The organism is Streptococcus sp. FSL E2-3488 (assembly GCF_038003585.1).
In the GTDB taxonomy this organism is placed as follows: domain Bacteria; phylum Bacillota; class Bacilli; order Lactobacillales; family Streptococcaceae; genus Streptococcus; species Streptococcus thermophilus.
Genome location: NZ_JBBOPL010000001.1, coordinates 830469 through 855072, shown reverse-complemented (window position 1 = coordinate 855072; position 24604 = coordinate 830469). Strand labels below are relative to the sequence as shown.

22 protein-coding genes and 2 pseudogenes are annotated in these 24604 nt (G+C 38.9%); 7 read left to right on the top strand and 17 right to left on the bottom strand.

What is annotated here, in order from left to right:
• Nucleotides 1–14: 14 nt before the first annotated feature.
• The 9 genes from pepT to queG all read right to left on the bottom strand — a co-directional run bounded on the left by pepT (nt 15) and on the right by queG (nt 9143).
• Entirely contained in the window at nt 15–1238 is a 1224-nt protein-coding gene (pepT, locus tag MHH90_RS04485) for a peptidase T (RefSeq protein ID WP_014727440.1), read from the bottom strand.
• A 207-nt stretch (nt 1239–1445) separates the two neighbouring features.
• On the bottom strand, nt 1446–2003 hold the full coding sequence (gene lepB, locus MHH90_RS04480) for a signal peptidase I (RefSeq protein ID WP_065973243.1): 558 nt from the start codon (nt 2001–2003) through the stop codon (nt 1446–1448).
• A gap of 122 nt (nt 2004–2125) precedes the next feature.
• Nucleotides 2126–3355: a tetratricopeptide repeat protein gene (locus MHH90_RS04475; protein ID WP_002953086.1), complete on the bottom strand. Its 1230-nt coding sequence runs from the start codon at nt 3353–3355 to the stop codon at nt 2126–2128.
• Nucleotides 3345–4523, bottom strand: coding sequence for an AI-2E family transporter (locus MHH90_RS04470; protein WP_232981883.1), 1179 nt, complete (start codon nt 4521–4523; stop codon nt 3345–3347). Before MHH90_RS04470 ends, MHH90_RS04475 begins: the two co-directional genes overlap by 11 nt.
• Nucleotides 4524–4533: 10 nt before the next feature.
• Nucleotides 4534–5016: an NUDIX hydrolase gene (locus MHH90_RS04465; protein WP_011226072.1), complete on the bottom strand. Its 483-nt coding sequence runs from the start codon at nt 5014–5016 to the stop codon at nt 4534–4536.
• Between the two features lie 155 nt (nt 5017–5171).
• Entirely contained in the window at nt 5172–6101 is a 930-nt protein-coding gene (ftsX, locus tag MHH90_RS04460; RefSeq protein ID WP_011681194.1) for a permease-like cell division protein FtsX, read from the bottom strand.
• A complete protein-coding gene (gene ftsE, locus MHH90_RS04455) occupies nt 6094–6786 on the bottom strand; it encodes a cell division ATP-binding protein FtsE (RefSeq protein ID WP_002953094.1) in 693 nt (230 codons plus the stop codon). Before ftsE ends, ftsX begins: the two co-directional genes overlap by 8 nt.
• Before the next feature lie 87 nt (nt 6787–6873).
• Nucleotides 6874–7972, bottom strand: a protein-coding gene (gene prfB / locus MHH90_RS04450; RefSeq protein WP_116920253.1) for a peptide chain release factor 2 whose coding sequence is annotated in 2 segments (ribosomal slippage) — nt 6874–7899 and nt 7901–7972 — 1098 coding nt in all. Because the reading frame shifts where the segments join, the coding sequence is not laid out codon by codon here.
• 52 nt (nt 7973–8024) lie between these two features.
• On the bottom strand, nt 8025–9143 hold the full coding sequence (queG, locus tag MHH90_RS04445; RefSeq protein ID WP_002953100.1) for a tRNA epoxyqueuosine(34) reductase QueG: 1119 nt from the start codon (nt 9141–9143) through the stop codon (nt 8025–8027).
• A 93-nt stretch (nt 9144–9236) separates the two neighbouring features.
• On the opposite strand from queG, the gene MHH90_RS04440 reads away from it, so the two are divergent.
• Nucleotides 9237–10094, top strand: a complete 858-nt coding sequence (locus MHH90_RS04440) for a metallophosphoesterase (protein WP_023909690.1) — start codon at nt 9237–9239, stop codon at nt 10092–10094.
• Between the two features lie 23 nt (nt 10095–10117).
• Here the strand turns inward: MHH90_RS04440 and MHH90_RS04435 are convergent, their stop codons facing one another.
• The 4 genes and pseudogenes from MHH90_RS04435 to MHH90_RS04420 form a co-directional block, all read right to left on the bottom strand.
• Nucleotides 10118–10864: an NADPH-dependent oxidoreductase gene (locus tag MHH90_RS04435; RefSeq protein WP_064355898.1), complete on the bottom strand. Its 747-nt coding sequence runs from the start codon at nt 10862–10864 to the stop codon at nt 10118–10120.
• Between the two features lie 108 nt (nt 10865–10972).
• A complete protein-coding gene (locus MHH90_RS04430; RefSeq protein ID WP_340725798.1) occupies nt 10973–13657 on the bottom strand; it encodes a cation-translocating P-type ATPase in 2685 nt (894 codons plus the stop codon).
• Nucleotides 13658–13922: 265 nt separating this feature from the next.
• On the bottom strand, nt 13923–14309 hold the full coding sequence (locus MHH90_RS04425; RefSeq protein WP_002953113.1) for a DUF1934 domain-containing protein: 387 nt from the start codon (nt 14307–14309) through the stop codon (nt 13923–13925).
• Nucleotides 14310–14400: 91 nt separating this feature from the next.
• Nucleotides 14401–15279: pseudogene (locus MHH90_RS04420) on the bottom strand (GNAT family N-acetyltransferase).
• Nucleotides 15280–15486: 207 nt separating this feature from the next.
• On the opposite strand from MHH90_RS04420, the gene yidA reads away from it, so the two are divergent.
• The 3 genes from yidA (at nt 15487) to MHH90_RS04405 (ending at nt 18541) form a co-directional block, all read left to right on the top strand.
• A complete protein-coding gene (gene yidA, locus MHH90_RS04415; RefSeq protein WP_011226081.1) occupies nt 15487–16296 on the top strand; it encodes a sugar-phosphatase in 810 nt (269 codons plus the stop codon).
• Between the two features lies 1 nt (nt 16297).
• Complete coding sequence (locus tag MHH90_RS04410; protein ID WP_004197368.1) at nt 16298–17512, top strand: aminoacyltransferase; 1215 nt, start codon at nt 16298–16300, stop codon at nt 17510–17512.
• A gap of 181 nt (nt 17513–17693) precedes the next feature.
• A protein-coding gene (locus MHH90_RS04405; RefSeq protein WP_340725797.1) for an IS630 family transposase occupies nt 17694–18541 on the top strand; the annotation gives its coding sequence in 2 pieces (ribosomal slippage) (nt 17694–17997 and nt 17997–18541; 849 coding nt in all).
• A 1-nt stretch (nt 18542) separates the two neighbouring features.
• On the opposite strand, the pseudogene MHH90_RS04400 reads toward MHH90_RS04405, so the two are convergent.
• The 4 genes and pseudogenes from MHH90_RS04400 to yycF form a co-directional block, all read right to left on the bottom strand.
• Nucleotides 18543–18814, bottom strand: a pseudogene (locus MHH90_RS04400) (YbaN family protein); the annotation flags it as partial.
• A gap of 68 nt (nt 18815–18882) precedes the next feature.
• On the bottom strand, nt 18883–19695 hold the full coding sequence (locus tag MHH90_RS04395; RefSeq protein WP_011681204.1) for an MBL fold metallo-hydrolase: 813 nt from the start codon (nt 19693–19695) through the stop codon (nt 18883–18885).
• Nucleotides 19696–19700: 5 nt separating this feature from the next.
• Nucleotides 19701–21041 (bottom strand): cell wall metabolism sensor histidine kinase VicK, encoded by a 1341-nt coding sequence (gene vicK, locus MHH90_RS04390; RefSeq protein WP_011681205.1) that lies wholly within the window; start codon nt 21039–21041, stop codon nt 19701–19703.
• Nucleotides 21034–21741, bottom strand: coding sequence for a response regulator YycF (yycF, locus tag MHH90_RS04385; RefSeq protein ID WP_011681206.1), 708 nt, complete (start codon nt 21739–21741; stop codon nt 21034–21036). The genes vicK and yycF overlap by 8 nt, the downstream gene beginning before the upstream one ends.
• 526 nt (nt 21742–22267) lie before the next feature.
• Between yycF and MHH90_RS04380 the strand changes: the two genes are divergently transcribed.
• Genes MHH90_RS04380 through MHH90_RS04370 form a run of 3 tightly spaced genes read left to right on the top strand, consistent with a single transcriptional unit; the run spans nt 22268 to nt 24596 of the window.
• Nucleotides 22268–23035 carry an amino acid ABC transporter ATP-binding protein gene (locus MHH90_RS04380; protein ID WP_011681207.1) on the top strand — a complete coding sequence of 256 codons (768 nt, stop codon included), beginning with the start codon at nt 22268–22270 and terminating at the stop codon, nt 23033–23035.
• 11 nt (nt 23036–23046) lie between these two features.
• The gene (locus MHH90_RS04375; RefSeq protein ID WP_134973271.1) at nt 23047–23880 is read left to right on the top strand and encodes a transporter substrate-binding domain-containing protein; all 834 of its coding nucleotides are present in this window, start codon (nt 23047–23049) and stop codon (nt 23878–23880) included.
• 17 nt (nt 23881–23897) lie between these two features.
• Nucleotides 23898–24596: an amino acid ABC transporter permease gene (locus tag MHH90_RS04370; protein WP_340725795.1), complete on the top strand. Its 699-nt coding sequence runs from the start codon at nt 23898–23900 to the stop codon at nt 24594–24596.
• The last annotated feature ends 8 nt before the right edge of the window (nt 24597–24604 follow it).

Sequence of the window (24604 nt, the reverse complement as noted above, 5' to 3'; positions counted from 1 at the left end):
TTTAGCAAGCTCAATTAAGGTTTACTGACAATTCCAAGAATAACATCTACGGCTTTTTCCATTGTCTGCAAGGAAACAAACTCATATCGACCATGCATATTTTCTCCTCCTGCAAAAATGTTTGGTGTTGGAATGCCCTTGAAGGATATCTTTGAACCATCTGTTCCACCGCGTATTGGCTCAATCACTGGAACAATTCCTAGGTCCTCCATAACCTCCTTAGCCAACTCAACAGGCATCATATCTTTTTCAATGACTTGACGCATGTTATAGTATTGATCCTTGATTACCAAATCAACTCGCGTTTGACCGTAGGCTTGATTCATTTTATCGGCAATTTCTTGGAAAGTTGCTTTTCGATTTTCAAAAGACTCTGTCTCAAAATCACGAATGATATATGATGAATTTGCTTCTTCCACAGTACCTGTCATTGTTTGAAGATGGTTGAAACCTTGATAACCATCCGTCAACTCTGGACGATCTTCTGCTGGTAACTGATTATGAAAATCAATTGCTAATTGCAAAGCATTGACCATCTGACCTTTTGCTGTTCCAGGATGAACATTACGGCCATGAAATATTAGCTCTGCACCCGCGGCAGAAAAGGTTTCATACTGCAATTCACCCAATGGACCACCGTCAACAGTGTAGGCAAAATCGACATCAAAATCTTCAACATCAAATTTATCTGCGCCAATTCCAATTTCTTCATCAGGACCAAAGCCTACACGAATTTCACAATGTTTGATTTCAGGATTTGCCTTCAAATGAGCCAATGCTGTCATAATCTCAGCAATACCGGATTTATCATCAGCTCCAAGAAGAGTGGTGCCATCTGTCGTAATAAGTGTCTGACCGATGTAATTCTGGAGATTAGGGAAATCAGCTGGATCTAGGTTATAACCTGAAGTTCCAAGAGGAATAATACCCCCATCATAGGATTCAATAACTTGGGGTGATACTCCTTCTGCGTTAAAATCTGCAGTATCCATATGAGAGATGAAACCAATCTTACGTGTTAATCGGTCATCGTTAGCCGGCAGGGTTGCCACTAGGTAACCATTACTTTCCAAATAATGGATGTTACTTAACCCTAGTTCTTCCAATTCTGGTTTTAGAATATTCAAAGCAAAATCTACCTGGCTTTGTGTTGTTGGCGTCCTTGTTGCATTTTCATCACTACGTGTATTAATTTTGGCATAGCGTAGAAAATGCTCTAAGAGTAGGTCGTAGGCCATAAGTGCTCCTTTTATTGTATTTACTATTTACCTCGATTATAGCATAAAAACCCATCAATATGATGGGTTAACCGTATAACTTAAACTTTAGATTCTTTTTCGTAGTAAGCCTTAATTTCTTCCACAATAGCATTCGCTAAAACCAATACCACTAAAAAAGCTGGAGACTTTTGATAAGTTTCCAGCTTTTTTAGTGGTATTGAAATATTAATCCACATCAACAAAACCGAAGCGAGATAGAGGATACACTCTGAAAGAGATAACTCCCTTGATTTGGTCTTTTTCAATAAGACCAAACTTACGACTATCTTCAGTATCACGACGATTATCGTTCAATACAAGGTACTGCCCCTTCTTGATTTTAGTTTGCTTATTATCAGTCAATGTTCCAATTGAAAAATCATCTGTGAAAAAATTCCCAGGTGAAACGGTTGCTAAATAAGCTGACTTATCTTTGCTGATATAGGTTTCTTCAACTGGTTTATCATTAACATAAAGAAAATCATCCATAGCTGTTACACTCTTACCTTCATCTGCAATGACACGGCCGGTATATTCCTTACCATTAACCGTATACAGGATAAAGTCCTTATTATGCGGTTCAACCTTTTTATTGAAAGTAACATAATCACCTGCATGAATATAGTCATTTGCCTGACTTTTGGTTACACGGTGTGTTGATAACACAAAAACTCTTAACAATGAAATCACTACAATGGCAAGAACTGCTATGATAATATTTCGAATTAAATCTCTCTTAACCATATTTACTCCTTATGGGTTCCAATAAAATTATAACATAAATAGACAAATAAAAAAAGAGGAGGTTGAGTAAGATTCGCGCTCCCCTTTTTCTCTATAAACCACTAATTATAGCATTTTAAAGCTTAATAATCTTCAAGAAACGTTTGCATATTGACATCGTCTGGCACCAAGGCAAGGTATTTTTCTGCTGTTACACGCGCCTGGTCTCTGTAACCAAATTCTCTTAGAATATATGCATAATCCTGTAAGAATTCAGGATTATCAGCCAAATCTTTAGACAAATCTTGATAGATTTGAAAGGCTTCTTCTTCATCATCAAGTGCTTGATAAGCCCTGGCGATATTCCAACGAGCCAAAACAGAATCAACCTCGTAATCAGCTAAAGCTACAAGATCATCGAAACGTTCTTCTTCCAAATAAAGAGCACTTAAACGTAAGACGATTTCATCATTATCTTCCGCTAGCGGTAAAGCCTGCTTCAAATAGGATTCAGCCGACTGGGTGTCATGTAATTCATAGGATAACTGTGATGCTAACAAAAGTAATTGAACATCAAAAGCATTCTTCGAAATGCCTTGCTGCGTCATACGTAAAGCTTCTTCTGTTCGATGTTCAGCGTGAAGCGATAGAGCGTAATTATACTCATAACCCTCAAAATCGGAAGACATGGTTTCTATCTGCTTAAAGTAGAAATTAGCTTTTTGATACTCTTCTTGATCATATAGTAGAGTGGCTAATTCAAAAGCAATGGTGTCATTGTATTCAATTTCAATGGCTTTTTCCAAAAATTCACGAGCAGCTTCAAATTTACCAAGACTGGCATAAGACTTACCGATACGCTCATAAGTAGAAACGCCAGTTGTTGCAAGAAGATCACGATTATCCAGTTTGGCATAGTATTGAATGGCTTGCTCAAAGTTTCCGAGTTCAAACTCCATCTCAGCCAAACCAAAAATAATCAATGAGTCATCTGATAGTTGACTTGCTTCCAACAACTTGTCACGGGCTACATCCGTTAAGCCCTCCATTTGGTAAAGGTCTGCCTTTACAATCAACGCAGACAAATAGTCCTCAGACTCCTCAGGAATAGCATCTAAATAGAGAAACGCTTCTTCAATATTACCATCTTCGGCTGCAATTTGTGCTAAGTTAACATTGACCTCTGGAAAATCAAAACGAACTTTTTCGTAAATTTCCTGTGCCTGTGGTAAAAAGCCAATAGACTCTAAATATTCGGCCAACTCAACAAGAACCTCTGCTGGATCCTCATTTAAAGCTTTTTTTAAATATTTATCCGCATGGTGTAAATCTTGCTTCTCAATAGAAGCAATCATTTTTTCACTATTTAACATCGTATTTTTGTCCTTTAATTTCAATGTCATCTTGGTAAAGATTACTTACAGAACGGTACCAATCAAAAATATCCTTAACAATAACCTTGACAGAAGCGTAAATTGGAATACCCAACAGTACTCCCCAAACACCGTAAAGAGAACCTGCTGTCAAAAGAATGAACATAATGGTAATAGGGTGAATACTTAGTTTATTTCCCAGAACAAGTGGAGAAACAAAACGTCCTTCAATAGTTTGCTCGATAACAAAAATGATGAGAACCTTGATTAGCATAGTAGGGCCTTGAACCAATCCCATAATAACAACCGGTACCATAGCTATAAAACTTCCAAGATAAGGAATCATGTTTAGAAATCCTGCTAAAATACCAAAAGTCATGCCATAACGAAGCCCAACAATCTTGAACATGATACAGAACATAATTGCTATGACAATCGCTACTGTCACTTGACCTCGAACATAACATTCAAGCTGATTATTGATATCTGAAAGCATACGGACAGTCGTTTCCCGAAAGCGCGTCGGTAAAGCTGAGACAAAGCTATGTTTCAGCTTTTGACTATCTCTTAAGAGATAAAAAAGAATGAATGGTGTCAAAATGATAGCAACTGTTACTCTTGCAACTGTGCTAGCAAAGGTCCCAATCCAACTAAGAGCTGAAGTAGAAAAGTTCTCGGCATAATTGACCATTCTCGCTGAAAAATCGCTAAGCATGACCTCTAAATTACCATGAAAATTGGAAAGAATAGGAAGTTTCAACCAACGTTCCGTTTCACTGTTCGCACGAGAAATGTATGATGGGGCATTTCTAAGCAAAATCAAAATTTGATCTTGTAAGTTAGGAATAGCTGTCGAAATTCCCCAAACTAAGAGTAAGGCAAGAATAGCATAGATAACCAAGATAGCCATGGTTCGATCTAAACCAATTTTTTCGACTAATAGCACCAAAGGTTTTATCAAATAATAAAGAAGCATTGAAATAACCAGAGGCAACATAATAATGGTCAGAAATTGAATAACTGGTGAAAAAATTGGACTAATTTTGGTAAAAATCAAGACCGTCAAACCAATCAAGAGTAAGATTAGAAAGGACACTACCGCCTGATTATTCAAAATCCACTTAAAAAACCATGTTTCTGAAAATTTTTCCGTCTTTTTACAGCTCATAGTTACTCCTTTATTTATCATAAAATGTTACAGTTTTATCTATCAAGTTTTGGTTACAATCGTAGCTAAATTTTGCAGAGAAGAAAGGTTTATCTTCTAGAATCCACTTAAAAATCTCATAGTCACCTTCCCAGGTTTGTTTAGTTAAAACCTGATCATATGGTACCCATTCAAGTGTCCCTTCACGAGATTCCTCATCAGAAATGAGTTTTCCTTCAAAATCAGTCACCTTAAAGACATAGGTATACCAATCGTGGCCCGGAGTAAATTCTGGGAAGGTAATCATACCTTTGAAGTCCATCTTTTTCACTGTCAAATGAGTTTCCTCAAAAATTTCACGACGAGCACATTCGTCAGGCGTTTCTCCCGCTTCTAGTTTTCCCCCGACAGAAATCCACTTTCCTTCATGAACATCATTAGGCTTTTTATTACGATGTAGGAGCAGAAGCTCCTTCCCATTGTCAATATAACAAATGGTAGCTAACTTTGTCATAATGCATCTCTTTTCCAATGTTTTTAAACATTATACCAAATCTAGGATTGATTTTGGGCTTTGAGCCATGATTTTGAGATATAAGTGGAAATCTGCTTTTTCTGATTCTCTTGACAAAACAAAAAGAGAACCAAATTAGTTCTCTCTAGACTTCTTTAATATTTCAAATAACGACGCATGGCCATACGTGACCCGATCGAACCGATAATAATACCGACTGCGAAGAGGGTGCCAATGACTGCATAGACAAACCAGTCTGCATCATACATAGAAATACCACCTTTAACAAAATCAGGGTTTAAGGTTGAGTAAACCATGTGATACAAAACATAAATAAGGACAGAAGGAATGATGGCACCAAGTGCTCCAATCCAAGCTCCCTCCATCAAGTAAGGACGACGAATGTATGAGTTTTTCGCACCGACCAAACGCATGATTTGAATTTCAGTCGCACGTGACATAATGGTAATACGGATGGTATTTGAAATCAATAGGACAGCTACAATAGTTAAGAGAGCTGTAGCAATGATTCCCCAAAATTGAACACGTTTCATAGTAGCCATCAAAATTTCGGTATCTGATCCACCAAAGTTAGCATTATCAACGCCCTGAATAGCTTTTGCTTCCTTGGCAACACGACTAACATCATCTGGTGATTTAGTTTGAACTATGTAAACATCTGACAGAGGGTTGGCATCGCCAGTAGCAGTCTCGAAACTTGACCCCATTGTTTCAATGAGTTGTTTCTTTTGTTCTTCTTTGCTAGAGAAAGTAACCTTATCTACACCTTTGATTTTAGTCAAAGCATTATAAATTTTATGGTAGTCCTTATTGGCAACGATTTGTCCAGAAAGTTCCTTGACTGTTTCTGAAGCATCTGTTGAATCTGGATCTAAGTAAACATTGACCTGAATATTCTTTTCAATATCTGAAGCCAATTTTTGCGTGTTAAGAATAACAGAACCAAATACACCTAAAAGCGAAAGGACAATCATAACCGAAAATACTGCCGTAAGTGTCGACAATAAATTACGTTTGAGGTTCTTAATAGATTCTCCTAAGTGACGGAAAAAGCGTCTAATCATGGTAACCGTACTCTCCTTCCTCTTCATCACGAACAATACGACCTTCCTCAATCGCTACGACACGATGTCGAAGATTATTAACGATAGTTGAGTTATGGGTTGCCATTATAATGGTAGTCCCTTGTAAGTTAATACGTTCAAGGACCTGCATAATTTCCCAAGAAATCTCTGGGTCCAAGTTTCCTGTTGGTTCATCTGCAATCAAAACCTTGGGATTATTAACAATGGCACGCGCAATAGCGACACGTTGTTGCTCACCACCAGACAATTGATTTGGGAATGAACGCATCTTGTGTTTGAGACCAACCAACTCGAGGACTTCTGTCACACGTTTCTTGATATGACGAGGTTTCTCACCAATAACTTCCATGGCATAGGCAACATTTTCAAAAGCTGTTTTCTTTGGAAGAAGTTTATAATCCTGGAAAACAACTCCAATAGAACGTCGCAAGAGTGGTACATCTTTCTTACGAAGACGAGTTAAATCAAACTCCCCAACCTTCATAGAACCACTCGTCAATTTTTCTTCTTGGTAGAACAAGCGAATTAGACTTGATTTACCTGCACCAGAAGGACCGACCAAGTAAACAAACTCCCCTGAATTGATAGATAAATCAATGTGTCTGAGGGCTGTTGTTGACTTATCATACTTCTTAGTAACGTCTTTTAATTCAATAAGAGCCATAATATCAGTATTCAACTACTAAAATAGCTGAAAGTCTTCCTTTCGTTGAGATAGAGTATCTTAATACTTTAAAACAGTATATCCTTACTATTCTTCCATACGCCACTTGAGGTAGGCATCGATGAAACCTTCAATATCCCCATCCATTACTTTATCAACCTGGGCAACTTCATAGCCTGTACGGTGATCTTTAACCATGGTATATGGGGTGAAAACATATGAGCGAATTTGACTTCCCCAAGTGATTTCTTTCTTATCACCTTTCAAGGCATTCACTTCTTCTGCTTTTTTTTCTTGCTCCATTTGATAGAGCTTAGCTTGAAGCATCTTCATAGCACGGTCTCTGTTTCCGTATTGTGTACGGTCAACCGTAGAAGCTACAACAATACCTGTTGGAATGTGAGTCAAACGCACACCGGTAGAAACCTTATTGACGTTCTGACCACCTGCACCACCTGATCGGAAAGTATCCATCTTGATATCGTCATCACGGATTTCGACTTCAATGGTATCATCTAATTCAGGCATGACTTCCACTGATGTAAATGAAGTGTGACGACGCTTAGCAGAGTCAAATGGTGAGATACGAACCAAACGGTGAACACCCATTTCTGACTTGAGGAATCCATATGCATTAGGTCCCTCAAAAGCAAGAGTTACAGATTTGATTCCAGCCTCATCACCAGCCTGATAATCCAAAGTCTCAACTTTGAAACCTTTGGCATTTCCATAACGCTGGTACATACGGAGTAACATTTCTGCCCAGTCCTGAGCTTCAGTTCCACCAGATCCTGGATGAATTTCAAGAATGGCATTGTTATGGTCATATGGCTCAGACAAAAGCAACGTCATCTCGTAACTTGTCATAATCTTATCAAGTTTTTCAAGTGTTTCTTCGAGTTCCTCTTGAACGCTATCATCTTCTTCCAACATTTCCAAATAAAGCTCTGTCTCGTCAGAGAGCTCTTTCATGTTGTTGAAAGTTTCATATTTTATTTTGAGCTCATTTAACTCTTGAGAGGTCTTTTGAGCCGCAATATTATCATTCCAAAAATCTGGCTCAGTCATTCGGTTTTCAAGGAGCGCAATGTCCTCTTCCAAACGATCTAAGTCAAAGAGACCTCCCGAAGCTCACGAGCTTCTCTTGATTTTCAGAGATTTTTTGGCGAATTTCTGCCACTTCCATGGATAGGTTTCCTCCATTTTATAGTATTATGCTTAATTCTAGCATAAATCACTTAAATTTGCCATTTTGCACACACAAGCTCCCACTCTGCTTGGGAGTGCTCATCCTTTGGTGAGAGTCCCCTCATATAGTCTAACATAGCCTCATCGGGCTTCTTAACAATCTCACCTAGAGCCCAAATAGCCGTTGCCGTATGAATAGGATTATTATTCTTATCAATTATCTCCATCAGTTTGACAATAGCATTGCGATCATGTAGGTTAGCCAAGGCAATAATGGCATTACGTTGAAGAATATTCTTCCCTCGCCAGGAACCGGCAATCATCCCAAATGTCTCCTTAAAGGACTTATTAGTCAGCTCTAGAAATGGGAGCAATTCAGGCATGGCAAGCTCAGGATCAATGTCTGAAGCCAAGGGATTGTCGATACCTCTGTTATATGGACAGGAAATCTGACAGATGTCACAACCATAGATAACAGTCTTTATCTTCTTTCGAAACTCCATATCCATCATCCCCTTATCTTGGGTTTGAAAGGATAGGCAACGACGAGCATTCATCGTACCATCACCAATGAGACAAGATGTCGGACAGGCATCCAGACAACGACGGCAATCCCCACAACCATAGTCAACTTCTTGGTCTGGTTCAATCTCTAGATTAGTGATAAGCTCGCCAAGATACATGTAAGACCCGTATTCTTTCGAGATAACGAGTCCATTCTTTCCGATAAAGCCTATTCCAGCTCGCTTAGCCACTGCTGTATCAACCAAGGCTCCAGTGTCCACCATACCTTTATATTCGAAGTTTTCCGTTAGTTTTTCAATACCTTTTGCCAGACGTTTCAGTTTATCCTGCAAAACATAGTGATAATCTAGGCCCCATGAATTTGGAGTGATTTTGCCACGCTTAAATTCTGTTTTTTGGGGTTGTTGCGGCAACTTATGCGGATAGGCCACAGCAATAGATATGATGGTTTTAGCTGATTCCAAGCTCAATTTGGGGTAAATACGCTCTTCAATATTTTTATGTTCAAATCCTGTTGTTCGCCCTTCTTCGACACCAAGACGAAGGGATTTTTCCAGATAGTCGAAATCATCGGCGGTTGTAAAACCAATTTTTGAAATGCCAATTTCCTTGGCCATCTTTTGTATTTCTAACTTGATATTCATATTCTTATCATAATGAAAACAGAGCCCAAGGGCAAGTATTTTTTATCATCTTCGTCTAAGGACAAGGTACGACCTTTTTGTTACAATGTTTCTATGACAAGACTTGCAGTAATGAGTGATTTACATATTGATTTAAATCATTTTGAGACATATGAAATTGATACTCTTATAAAGTGTCTAAAAGATCAAAAGGTCACCCACCTCCATATCGCTGGTGATATTTCTAACCATTATTTTATCGACACGAAACCTTTTCTACACAAACTTTCTAAGGAGGTCAAGGTTACCTCTAATTTAGGCAATCATGATATGCTTGATTTAGAGGATGACCTTATTGATAATCTGGATTTTCAGGTAATTGATTTAGGAAGTATGACATTATTGGCCTTTCATGGATGGTATGATTATTCCTATTCTGGTGAAAAGTTGGATAAGATTCTCAAACGTAAGAAGCAACTCTGGTTCGACAGACGCCTCAAGCGATTGGGTAACGATCCAGAAATCTGTCACAATGGTCTCAAGAGGCTAGACGATATTCTAAATGATTTGGACACTAGCAAACTTATAGTTGCCATGCATTTTGTTCCTCACAATCGTTTCACCATGACTCACGAGCGTTTTAAACCTTTTAACGCTTTTTTAGGATCTGAACAATTCCATAAGATTTTCGTCAAGCACAGCGTTAAAGATGTTGTTTTCGGTCATGCCCACCGAAGTTATGGGACGGTAACGATTGACGGTGTAACCTATCACTCGCGTCCTCTTGGATACCGACGTGAATGGGATTTAACCATTGACTTTGTTTCCAATCACCCTGAACTCAATCCTACTGGAACATGGAACCTCTCCAAACGTTACAACCTAGTCAAGAAACGGCCAGAGTTTTTAGATTACGAAAAAAAGGAACTAGCAAATGAGTTCCTTTCATCTATGACATTATTCGATTTATAGAACGACTCTTTGAGAGTCGTTTTTTAGTCGATGAAAAATCCCTGCTTTTGTAGATCCTTCAAGGTGTTAGCACGATTGGCAACGGATTTGTCCATGGTCTTGGCAATTTGAGTCGTAAATTCATCAACTCTGTTATTGAGATCGCGAAGATCATAATACTCATGGACTTCAGCGTCGTAGTCTTTTAGCTCCGCCAAGGGATTTTCCAAATCTTTATAGTAATTTTCCATATGGATGACATGACGTGGCAAACGAGGTTTAAGCTGCGGTTCCTGGTCTGGCCAACCAACTGCTAAACCAACTGCTGGATAGACATACTTTGGAAGTTTGAGGAGCTCTGAAAGTTTAGCATTATCATTTAAAATACTGCCCAAATAAACTGTTCCCACACCTAAACTCTCAGCAGCTACCACCATATTTTGCGCAGCAATCATAGCATCTGAAAAAGCTGAAATAAAGCGTTCAGGACTACCTTGTACCAAAGCCTTGGCTCCCTTAGCTTCTGCAATCAAGGTATTACGTCTTTGGTCCACAACAAATACAAAGAGGTGCCCAGTATTAGGAATATAGGGTTGGTTGGCAATTTCTGCAATTTGTTCCTTCAATTTTTCATCAGTAATACTGATAATCGAATAAGCCTGTCTAAAATTACTTGTTGGTGCATGTCTGGCAACATCAACCAGGAGGTTAACCTCTTCTTGTGCCAAAGCCACAGGTTTAAACTGACGAATACTGCGGTGATTGAGTTGTGTCTTAATAGTTTCGTTCATGACCTTCTCCTTAACTTATGATTAGTTCCTTTCATTATAAACAAGACAGCTAATGAATTCAAGATGTGATAGGAAAAAGCCAAAGACCATTGTCTCTGACTTTATATCTTAAATAGCGTCTTTATCCTTACCAAGGGCACGTTGAATAGCTTTGACTATTTCAACCAAAACCACAATCAAGAATGAACCTACAATAACCGCAAGCCATTGTGTAAAACTTAGATGTGACACATGGAAGAGATTATTAAACCCAGGAACCACGATAGTTGCCATCAAGAGGATGAAGGCAACTGGAATTGCCCAGTTAAATGTCTTGTTTCTAAAGAGACCAACTTTAAAGACTGATTGATAAACAGACTTAACGTTAAAGGCATGAAGCAACTGAATCAATCCAAGTGTTGCATAGGCCATTGTAAGGGCATCTGCATGAATTTCTGCTTGTGTATGATGTTCTGGGAAAACAAGACCCCAACCATATACTGCAAGAACCAGGATAGTTTGGAAAACACCTTGATACATGATAGCACCAAAGACCCCACCATCAAAGAAGTTTGATTGACGTCCACGAGGTTTGTGAGTCATAATACCTGGTTCAGCTGGCTCAACACCAAGAGCGATGGCTGGAAGGGTATCCGTTACTAAGTTAATCCAGAGAAGGTGCACTGGTTGAAGCACATCCCATCCAAATAATGTAGCAAAGAATATAATAAAGACTTCGGCCATGTTAGCTGACAAGAGGTACTGGATTGATTTTTGAATATTGGAGAAGACCTTTCGACCTTCTTCTACAGCAACGATAATTGTCGCAAAGTTATCATCGGCAAGAACCATATCAGAAGCTCCCTTAGAAACCTCTGTACCTGTAATCCCCATACCGATACCAATATCAGCTGTCTTAAGTGATGGCGCATCATTGACCCCGTCACCTGTCATAGCAACAACCTTGCCCTCATTTTGCCAAGCCTTAACGATACGAACCTTGTGTTCAGGAGACACACGCGCATAAACTGAGTACTGTTTGAAGACTTTCTGGAATTCCTCATCAGAAAGCTCATTAAGCTCAGCCCCAGTAATGACACGATCTTCCGTATCATTTGGATCAATGATACCGAGACGCTTAGCGATTGCTTCCGCTGTATCTTGGTGGTCACCTGTAATCATAATTGGACGGATTCCCGCCTCTTTAGCGACACGGACAGCTTCTGCTGCTTCAGGACGTTCTGGGTCAATCATCCCAACCAAACCAGAGAAAATCAAATCAGACTCAACAACTTCAGATTCCAAAGTAGGAATTTCACTTGTTGTCTTATAAGCCATCATCAAGACACGAAGGGCTTGTTTTGCTAAGTCTTTGTTGATAGCAAGAATAGCTTGTTTGTCTTCATCCGTAATTGGGCGAACTTCCCCATTGATTTCAATTCGAGTAACACGCTTGATCAATTGGTCAGGTGCACCCTTGACGGCTACAAAGTAAGAACCATCTGGTTCCTTATGGATAGTAGACATGAGCTTACGGTCAGAGTCAAATGGCAACTCTGCCACACGAGGCTCTGATTTCAAGACTTCACGAACATCAAAATTGTGATCTAAACCAAACTGTACAAGTGCTGTTTCTGTTGGGTCTCCGATTAATTTACCATCTGGATCCACCTTTGTATCATTAGCAAAGGTCATAATACGAAGGGTCGTATTGTCAGCACCAAGTTCTGTATCAGCATTTTGCAATTGACCGTTTGTATAGACTTTTTCAACAGTCATCTGGTTCATCGTTAAGGTACCAGTCTTATCAGATGCGATAATTTCAGTTGAACCTAGGGTTTCAACTGCTGGCAATTTACGAACAATCGCATTGCGTTTGGCAAGAGTCGTTGTTCCAAGTGACAAGAGAATCGTTACAATGGCAGGCAATCCTTCAGGAATAGCTGCAACGGCAAGAGCAACTGCAACCATCAAACCTTCAAGGGGCTGTTCGCCACGAATAAATACACTAACCAAGAATGTCACCAAGGCAATAGCAATAATAAGGTAAGTCAAAGTCTTAGACAATTGCTCCAAGCTTTGCTTCAACGGCGTTTGTGATTCGTCCGCATTAGCTAGCATATCAGCAATCTTACCAACTTCAGTATACATACCAGTATTGGTTACTACACCAGTACCACGACCGTAAGTAACGTTTGAGTTTTGGTAACACATATTCACACGGTCACCAATTCCGGCTTCTGCTTCAACCGTCTCGGTAATATCTTTTTCAACTGGAACGGATTCACCAGTAAGGGCAGCTTCTTCAATCTTAAGTGAGGCAGCTTCGATCAAACGCATATCTGCCGGAACAACATCACCTGCTTCAAGCAAAACAATGTCTCCTGGAACCAATTCACGTGAATCAATTTCAACTACATTACCATCACGGCGCACACGAGCCATTGGACTTGACATGTTTTTAAGAGCTTCAATAGCCGCTTCTGCTTGCCCCTCTTGATAAACACCAAAGGCTGCATTCAAAACAACAACGGCAAAAATAATACAGGCATCCGTCAAACCATGCCTGCCTTCTGTAATGATAGAAAGGGCAGCAGCGACAAGCAAGATGATGATCATCAAATCTTTAAACTGGTCGATGAATTTTGATAAAAGGCTACGTTTTTCACCTTCATCCAACTCATTATAGCCATAGGCATCTAAACGTTCCTTGGCTTGTGCAGTAGACAAACCATCAATGGAAGTGTCCAAGCTTTTTAGGACTTCTTCCACTCCTTGCGTGTAAAACAAGGCTTTACTTTGTTCTTTCGACAAAATGGTCTCCTCCTTTTAAATAGGGAAATATGGCTAACAAGACTCTTTTTATATAAAAAATCATACCAAAAGAGACCTGTTTAATTAAAAACAAGTCTCGCTGTTTAAGAATATGCCGGAAATGTAAAATTTCGTAATGACGACATAATCGCAATCTTTAATCAAATCTCATGATTAAAGTCGCCTGCTACTCCCTTGATTTTTCCTTTACATTCTAACATAATTCAACATTATTTCAAGCAAAATGATTCTATTTCTAAACAAATTAAAACCATGAAACTTCTAATTCATAATCGGCAAAAACATCTTCTGTTTCTGGATGCTTCAATTGATAATGAACATCAACTGTTTGTCCATTTGGGTCATGAGCAAATAGACTAGTATCTGTCAGAAAATGCTGGACACCAAGCGGTGTCGGAATTTGGAGCAAGGTAGGTGCTTTAGCAGAAAAACGCATAATGGATTTTGGATTAGAAAAGCGTGTCATCACCAGCTCTTCCTTGTTCAACTTAATAACCACTTTTTCTTTCTCCGAATTATGGTGAACAAGATAGGTATAATCTCCTTTTTCCATAACCTCACAAGTGTGGATTTCTTCGATAATCTCCGTTTGATCGCCTACTTTTATTTTGTTTTTAATTTTAATTTCCATTAAGTATTCCTTCTATTCTAAAACTATTTTTCTACTTAAGATAATAGCAACTCTATACTAAAAGAGAGTATCAGTATTGCGTCTACCATTTCTATTTCAAGTAAACCACCTGGGTTTGTTTGACAAAGCCGATATTTTCATACAAACGTTTGGCTCCAATATTGCTATCTTCTACTACAATTTGAAAAGCCTCGTCATTTTGCGCAATGAGTTGGTTAACGACTGATTTTACCAGATAGCTTCCATAGCCCTGTCCACGATAAGCTTCAGCAATCGCAAGCCCGTAGAGGTAGTTGCTATTCCCAGATACATCGACAGTACAAACTCCAGTGATTTTACCTTCTTTGAGCAGGATGTAAAGCAAGCTATCGGAATCTTTCAAGGCCTCAGCGATATATCTGTGAGTCACCTCAAGAGTTTCTTCCGCATCAGAAAAGGCTTGGTGGTGAAATAGACTTTTTCAACAGTCATGTTGAGTAATTTCTTCAAGATAAGAGGGTTCTGCTAAGAGCACCTTAACATCTAAACGGGAATTCAGAGCACATGGTAATCTACCTCTCCCTAGCCAAGTTTCCGTCTCTTCATCCTCAATCACCCCCCAATGGCTTGCCAGACTAGGATGACGATTTAGAAAAACACGCTCTATCTGAAAAGTCACTGATTAAATAGGATAAGATGCCGTTTCTTCTTCGAAACTCTTAAACAAGGCACGCGCAATGCCCTAACGACGATTATTGGGATGAACTAGGATGCTTAGTTCAACATCTTCATTATCCGCATAAACCGTTAATAAACCAAGCAACCTCCATTTTGATAATAAAAGAAAAAGGCTGGCGTGTTGAAATCGAAATTAAGCATATTGGAGAGATAAGGTTCTCGATAGGTTCGGTCCTAGGCTTGGCAGCTGACAATCAATTTTTTTTGCATCCTTCCGTTCTTTTTCTGTCAATTGATTGGTTGCTCGAATCATTTTAGCTCTCCTTTATTTGTCTGACCTTATTTTACCAATTAAAAATCATTTGAGCAATTCTTAGTTAAGGTGGTTTTTCTTTAAGATTGAGCTTTGATCTGTTACTGATGACTCATCACTATTATTTTTCTTAGGAAGAACTATGACAAAGCGGCTAAATTTTAGTAAAATAGAAGGGAAATTAACTAAACGGAACAGGTACTTATTATGTCTATTAAACTAATTGCAGTTGATATTGATGGAACTCTTTTGAATAGCCAACGTCAAGTCACACCTGAAGTCTTTCAAGCAATTCAAGATGCCAAGGCTGCTGGGGTAAAGGTCGTTATTGCGACTGGCCGTCCTATTCCTGGCGTACTTCCACTTCTTGAGGAACTTAATCTTAACCAAGATGGCGACTATGTCATCACCTTTAACGGAGGGCTCGTTCAAGAGACTTCTACTGGTAATGAATTGATTCGCGAGACGCTTTCATACGAAGACTACCTTGATATTGAGGTTTTGGCTAACAAGCTTGGCGTTCATTCTCATGCTATTACTAAAGATGGTATCTACACAAGTAATCGAAACATTGGTCGCTACACTGTTCATGAGTCTACCCTTGTTCATATGCCGATTTACTATCGTACACCTGAAGAGGTGGCTGACAAGGAGTTTGTTAAGGCCATGTATATTGACGAACCTGAAATTCTTGATGCAGCCATTGCCAAACTTCCACAGGAATTTTATGATCGCTTTACAATCGTAAAATCAACGCCATTTTACCTAGAAATTCTCAAGAAAACAGCCAACAAAGGGATCGCGGTTACACACCTTGCTGAAAAACTTAGTCTCACTAAAGAAGAAACAATGGCTATTGGAGACGAAGAAAATGACCGTGCCATGCTGGAGGTCGTCGGTTCTCCTGTCGTTATGGAAAATGGAAATCCAGAAATCAAGAAAATTGCTAAATACATCACAAAATCAAATGATGAATCCGGTGTCGCTTACGCTATTAGAAAGTGGGTTCTAGACTAATATGTTTACCTATAAAATTGGACTCAGCACTTCTGAGCATGACCGCTTTGTTATTGATAGTCCTCAAACCAACTTATTACAAAGTAGCTCATGGGCAAAAATCAAGGATAGTTGGGGCAATGATCGTCTAGGTTTCTATCAAGATGACAAACTTGTTGCCGTCGCTAGTGTTCTTATTCAACCACTACCTCTTGGATTCTCTATGATTTACATTCCACGCGGTCCTATCATGGACTACCAGGATAAAGAGTTGTTAGCTTTTGTCATAACTTCACTTAAAAAATATGCCAAAACAAAACGTGCTCTCTTTGTTAAATTTGATCCAAGTCTCTTTGTCACTAAAAATTTGATTTCTCAAGAAGTTAACATCAATGAAGATACTTTGTCAATTGCCAAAGATATCCAAGCTCTGGGCGTTGAATGGACTGGCCTCACCGAAGATATGGCTGAAAATATTCAACCACGCTTCCAGGCAAATATTTATAAGGAAGATTTTACTGAGGAACAGCTATCTAAGAGTACTAAGCAAGCTATTCGCACTGCTCGAAACAAAGGCATTTCAGTTCAATTTGGTGGTACTGAGCTGCTAGACCAATTTGCAGATCTGATGAAAAAAACAGAGGCTCGTAAGAACATTCATCTTCGTGGGATTGATTACTATGAAAAGTTGTTAACTACTTACCCAGAATCTTCTTACATTACACTCTCAACACTAGATTTGCCAGCTCGCCTCAAAGATCTTAATAAACAACTTGAAAAGAATATTGCCGACGCTGCCAAGTTTACAGAAAAAACCAAACCTGGAAAAATTGAGAACAATAAACAAGAGTACAAGAGACTTTCAGAAGAAATCGCCTTCCTTCAAGAAAAGGTTGATGCTGGTAACAAGATTGTTCCACTCTCAGGTACCTTAGTTCTGGAATTTGGAAATACAGCTGAGAATATATATGCGGGAATGGACGAAGACTATCGTCGTTACCAACCTGCCATTTTGACATGGTTTGAAACTGCGAATCACGCTTTCGAACGCGGTGCCGAGTGGCAAAACATGGGAGGAATTGAAAATTCTCTAGATGGCGGCTTGTACAATTTCAAGTCAAAATTTAACCCACGCATTGAACAATTCATTGGGGAATTCAACCTTCCTGTTAGCCCATTCTATGGCCTAGCCAACTTTGCCTATAAAGTCCGTAAAAAATTACGCAGCAAACATTAATGGATAGTAGTTAAAATGAGACTTCCTTTTGGAAGCCTCATTTTTTATCTTTTATCCGTCTTTATCAGGAATAACCTTAAACAAGCAATAAGTGATAAAGAGCGTTAGGAAAAAGAGCACAATTTTCACCCAAATATAGTAAAATGAAACAAAAATAGTACATTTGTGGTATAATGTACTTATGGCATATTCATTAGATTTTCGTAAAAAAGTTCTCGCATACTGTGAGAAAACCGGCAGTATTACTGAAGCATCTGTTGTTTTCGATATTTCCCGCAACACCATCTATCAATGGCTAAAATTAAAGGAGACTACAGGCGAGCTTCATCACCAAGTTAAGGGAACCAAACCGAGAAAAGTTGATAGAGAAAAATTAAAGAACTATCTTGATGCTCATCCAGATGCTTTTTTGACTGAAATAGCTTCTGAATTTGGCTGTCATCCAACAGCTATTCATTACGCTCTCAAAGCTATGGGATATACTCGAAAAAAAAGAGCTGTACCTACTATGAACAAGACCCTGAGAAAGTAAATCAGTTCCTTAAAGAATTTAATAACTTAAGTCACTTGACACCTGTTTATATTGACGAGACAGGGTTTGAGACATATTTTCATCGAGAATATGGTCGATCTTTGAAAGGTCAGTTGATCACTGGTCAGGTCTCTGGAAGAAGATTCCAGCGGCTATCTTTAGTCGCAGGTCTTATAAACGGTGAGATTATAGCCCCAATGACCTACAAAGAAACCATGACTAGTGACTTTTTCGAAGCTTGGTTTAAAACATTCTTACTACCCACTTTAGATAAACCATCTGTTATCATTATGGACAATGCAAGGTTTCATAGGATGAATAAGCTAAAAGAGTTATGCAAGGAGCAGGGTCATAGACTTTTACCACTTCCTCCTTACTCACCTGAGTATAATCCCATTGAGAAAACATGGGCTCAAATTAAAAAACACCTCAGAAAAGTATTGCCAAATTGCGATACTTTTCTTGAGGCACTTTTGTCCTGTCCTTGTTTCAATTAACTATAATAGGCGCGAAAACTATCGATATTCCCATCAAAACATAGATTTGGATAATGATTTTTTCTTTCGTTCTTTGGCAATCGATTTTGTTTCTCGAAAATCGGCGACATAAGTTTGGTAAAGTTTGGTATTATATAACCATTTCTCAAAACGTTTGGAACTTCTAGTAAAACAAGCGATGGCTAAAAGTAGAAAAAGTGTTGTGGGTAAGATAGGTAGAGGAATTCCAAGAATTCCCAAACCAAGCGACACCATCCCTAGCGAGAGATACATTATTTTCACATATACTATCCTTTTAAAAAGCCACACTAAACTATTAGTGCAGCTCTTCTGCTATTGTTCTAAATATCTGTTAGTGGGGTCGCCGTATCTGGTGAGGTACCAAAAATCTTAAAGTCAGTTCCAACACCAAAGTCAGCGCGAGCCAACTGATTTTCCATCGTCATGTAGGCCAATTCCTTGATATTATTTTCTTTAGAAAGGTGACCCAGATAAATCTTTTTAGTTTTATTACCGATGGTACGAATCATAGCATCGGCTCCATCCTCATTACACAAGTGACCCTGATCAGAGAGGATACGTTGCTTGGTTGACCAAGGATAAGAACCTGCTCTCAAGATTTCAATATCATGATTAGATTCAATCAGATAGCCATCAGCATTTTCAATAAGACCAGCCATACGGTCTGAAACATAGCCTGTATCCGTCAACATGACAAAGCTCTTTCCGTCTTTCATAAAGCGGTAAAATTGTGGATCAATGGCATCATGACTAACTCCGAAAGATTCAATGTCGATATCACCAAAGGTTAGAAGCTTACCGCGAGAAAAAATATGTTTCTGACTATTATCAACCTTACCTAGCATATTCTTACTATCCATAATTTGCCAGGTTTTCTCATTGGCGTATATATCCATGCCGTATTTACGAGCTAAAACACCTACACCATGGATATGGTCCTTGTGTTCATGTGTTACTAAGATAGCATCAAGATCACTTGGATCACGGTCAATCTCCGCTAGCAAACTTGTAATTTTTTTTCCTGATAAACCAGCATCCACTAGAATCTTCTTTTCTGGAGTTTCCAAATAAAAGGAATTCCCGGTTGACCCTGAAGCCAAAATACTATATTTAAACCCTAATTCTGAGGTCATTTCTACTACATCTCCCATTCATCGACCATCATTGCGTCCTGGTCATATGGAAGCACAATTGTAAAAGTTGATCCCTTACCATACTCACTCTTAGCCCAAATGAAGCCATTATGTTGTTTAACAATTTCTTTTGCAATGGATAAGCCAAGTCCTGTTCCACCCTGAGCACGACTTCTGGCCTTATCAACACGGTAAAAACGGTCAAAAATCAGAGGTAAATCTTTTTTAGGAATTCCTAAACCTTGGTCAGAAATAGAAACAATCAACTGAGTGTCTGTCGTTTTCATAGATACTGTAATTTTCCCACCATCAGGAGAATACTTGATGGCATTATTAAGTATATTATCTATGACCTGGGTCATCTTATCAGTATCAATTTCCACCCAAATAGAGTTTACTGGGTAATCTCGAATGATTTCATAAGACTTACCTGGATTAGTTTCTTGACTCTTAATTTGACCAAACCGATTCAAGATATAGGTCATAAAGGCTGTAAAGTTTGTCATTTCAACATTAAGCTGTGTGCTTTTATTGTCAATTCGAGATAATGCCAAGAGGTCAGAAATCATACGCATCATGCGGTTGGTTTCATCTAAAGAAACTTTGATAAAGTTTGGAGCAATCTCTTCGTTGAGAGCACCATCATCAAGCGCTTCAAGATAGGATTTCACAGAAGTTAAAGGCGTCCGCAATTCGTGACTAACATTTGATACGAAGAGACGGCGTTCGCGCTCTTCTTTTTCCTGCTCAGTGGCATCATGAAGAACGGCTACCAGACCTGAAATAAAACCAGATTCCTTACGAATTAATGCAAAATTAACACGTAGCGTCACAAATTCATCGTTAGCATCTCGACGCGACAGATGGATTTCGGGTGTCTTAGACAACAATTCACTATAGGTATAGGGATTCTCACCATCTAATATATCCAAAATAGACATCTGAGTCGCAGTTTCGCGATCTAAATTCAACAAGCGTTGGGCAGTACTATTAATCATAGTAATCTGACCAAGGCGATTGGTCGCAATAACCCCGTCACTCATGTACGAAAGGACAGATGATAAGCGGTTTTTTTCCTGGATTAGATTTTCATGTGTCAAACGAAAGACGTCCGACAAATCATTCAAGCTATTAGCTAGCTCTAAAAGCTCTGAATCTCCCTTTATGCGTAATTTTTCATTATAATTACCTGCCATAAGGGATTTGACTCTCTTAGTCAACTTTCGGATATTTTTGACCTGTTGATAATCACGATAAGCTAGAAAAATGAAATAGAAAGCAACAAAGAGGAGCGTAAAGAGTAAGGCTAGTTCAAAGCTTGTAATATTTAAGCCAATACTAGTCATAATTCTTCATGTAATAACCGACACCACGACGCGTCAAGATATATTCAGGACGGCTAGGTGTATCTTCAATTTTTTCACGCAGACGACGAATCGTTACGTCCACAGTACGAACATCCCCAAAATAGTCATAGCCCCAAACGGTTTCAAGCAAATGTTCACGCGTCATAACTTGTCCCATATGAGTTGCCAAATGGAAGAGTAACTCAAATTCACGGTGGGTCAACTCAACTTCGTTTCCACGTTTTTTAGCAACAAAGGCATCCGGAACAATAACCAACTCACCAATTGAAATTTCTTGTTTGCCAGAGTTAGAGCTCTCTTCTACTGCGGTTTCAATCGTTTCTGTACGACGCAAGTGGGCTTTAATACGTGCCAACAATTCACGGTTAGAAAATGGCTTAGTCACATAGTCGTCTGCCCCAATTTCTAATCCGATAACCTTATCAAACTCACTATCTTTAGCTGAAAGCATGATAATCGGTGTGTGGCTCGTTTTACGGATTTCCTTGGCAACTTCCAAACCATCCAGTTCAGGCAACATCAAGTCCAGAATAACCAAGTCTGGTTTTTTAGCTTCAAATTGTTCCAAAGCTTCTCGCCCATCAAAGGCCGTAACCACTTCATAACCCTCCTTAGTAAGGTTAAACTTGATGATATCGGAGATTGGTCTTTCATCATCAACAACTAGAATTTTTTTCATATAAACACCTCATCGGTTTTCTTAAGTCATTCAATTTAGTAAAGCCAAAAACTTTACATATCAAACATATTATACCAAAAAATAGGTCAAGGACCAAGTTTCGAGTATGCCTTTGTGGCTGATATATAAGCTTTCTTTACATTTTTATTAATGAGCAATCACCAACCTTCCTTAGACTAAATATTTCTGACTTTTACAACACCTACAGTAGAATAAATAGTTCTAGTACATTTAGTTACAAAATATGAAATTAACCATCGTTTTAACTTGTTTCGTACTTAACTTTACCACCTCTAACAACTCTCGTTACCCCAGCAAACAATGGTAACAAGCTAGTGAAGGCAGTACTCATCCTAATGCCGATTTTTTTCTATATCTATATCGTAAAATTGGTTAACCATATCATAAAAAACGAGCATTTCGCAAAAATATTCGTATTTTTTTGACTTTAAACTCATCTTATGCTAAACTAAAATTATGAACATGTTAGAAAATCTAACAAGCAAATCCATTATAGGAGGCTCTTATGGCACTTATCGAATTTAAAAATGTCAATAAATATTACGGAGACTATCATGCTCTTCGTGATATCAATTTAGAAATTGAAAAAGGACAGGTTGTGGTTATCTTGGGACCTTCTGGTTCTGGGAAATCAACCCTTATCCGTACTATCAATGCTTTGGAACCAATCGACGAGGGTACCCTGATCGTTAACGGACATAATGTTACTGAGGCATCTGCTAAGGACTTGGTAGAATTGCGTAAGGAAGTAGGTATGGTCTTCCAACACTTCAACCTCTACCCTCACAAAACCGTTCTTGAAAATGTAACCTTAGCACCAATCAAGGTTCTCGGAATTAGTAAGGCAGAGGCGGAGAAGACAGCTGAAAAATTCCTTCGCTACGTTAACATGTGGGACAAGAAAGATTCTTATCCTAGTATGCTTTCTGGTGGGCAAAAACAACGTGTCGCCATCGCTCGTGGTCTTGCCATGAAACCTGAACTTTTGCTTTTTGACGAACCGACATCAGCTCTTGACCCAGAGGCTATCGGTGATGTTCTTGCTGTTATGCAAAAACTTGCCAAAGGTGGTATGAACATGGTAGTTGTTACCCACGAAATGGGCTTTGCTCGTAGTGTGGCTGACCGTATCATTTTCATGGCTGAAGGTCAGGTCCTTGTAGACACTACGGATGTCGATGGCTTCTTCGACAATCCAACTGAACCTCGTGCAGCTAAGTTCCTCTCTAATATTATCAACCACCACTCTGATAAAGTCTCAGTGGATGCCTAAGGAGGTGGCCTATGATTTTCAAAAAAATCTTACGTTACCTAACAGCCGTAAGCTTGGTGATTGCTACTGTTTTTCTGATCACAAATCACAAAACTGAGGCAGAAGATACTAGCAATCTCCTAGATAGTAAGGCCGTCCAAAAGATCGTTAATCGAGGAACACTTAATGTTGGTGTTAAACAAGATGTCCCTAACTTTGGTTACTATTCTGCTAAGACCAATAGATACGAAGGTATGGAAGTTGACCTTGCTAAAAAGATTGCTGATGAGTTGAAAGTAAAAGTGAATTACATTCCAGTAACGACACAAACCCGTGAACCTCTTATGGATAACGGTACTATTGACTTACTTATCGGTACTTATACTATCAATGATGAACGTAAGGCTTCTTATGCCATCTCAAATCCTTACTACCATGATCAAATTGGTTTCTTAGTCCTAAAGGATTCAGGTATTAACAAAATCTCTGATTTGAATGGTAAGACTATCGGGGTTGCTCAAGGGGCATCAACTAAAGCCGCCTTGCAAGAATATGCCTCAGCCCATAATCTTAAGTTCAACTACGTTCAACTTGGTTCTTACCCGGAATTGGCTGTATCTCTTTACGCCCACCGTGTGGATGCTTTCTCAGTGGATAAATCTATCCTCTCTGGATATGAAAGTAAGAAAACTAAAATATTGAACGAAGGTTTCAAAACACAAGATTATGGTATTGCTTCAAGCAAGTCTAACCAAGAGTTGATTGACTATACCAACGATTTGATAGCTAAATGGCAAAAAGATGGAAGTCTTCAAAAACTCTACGATAAATATAATTTGAAACCTGCTAAGGCTGAAAATAAATAGAAAGGAGTCCTGAATTTATGTATCTTTTAACTGAAACGGTTAGTCCTTTCGCTCTCGAACGTTGGGCTGCTTTCTTTGCTAACTTTGGCCAATTTGCCAAAGGATTCTTATATACCCTTGGCATTTCTATTGGTGCCTTGATTGTAGCACTTCTACTTGGATTGATTTTTGGTGCTATGAGTTCGACTCGCAACAAGGTACTTCGTGGTATTTCACGTGTTTATGTCGAAATCTTCCAAAATACCCCTTTGCTAGTACAATTCGTAGTTGTCTTTTATGGCATTTCGATTTTGACTGACGGTAATGTCATGATTCCAACTTCCTTGACGGCTATCCTTTGTGTAGGAGTCTACACAGGAGCTTATATTTCTGAAATTATTCGTACAGGTATCGAGGCAGTTCCTAAAGGTCAAACAGAAGCAGCTTTATCTCAAGGGTTCACCTACGCTGATACCATGCGTATCATTATCTTACCTCAAGCTGCCCGTACTATCTTGCCACCATTGACCAATCAAGTGGTTAACTTGATTAAAAACACTTCTACGGTTGCCATTATTTCTGGAGCAGATATCATGTTCACTGCTAAGGCTTGGGCTTATGATACAACTAACTACGTGCCCGCCTTTGCTGGGGCTGCTTTCCTCTACTTTATCATGTGTTTCCCTCTAGCCACATGGGCACGTCGTAAAGAAGAACAAAATAAGAAAGCTTACTAAGGAGGTCC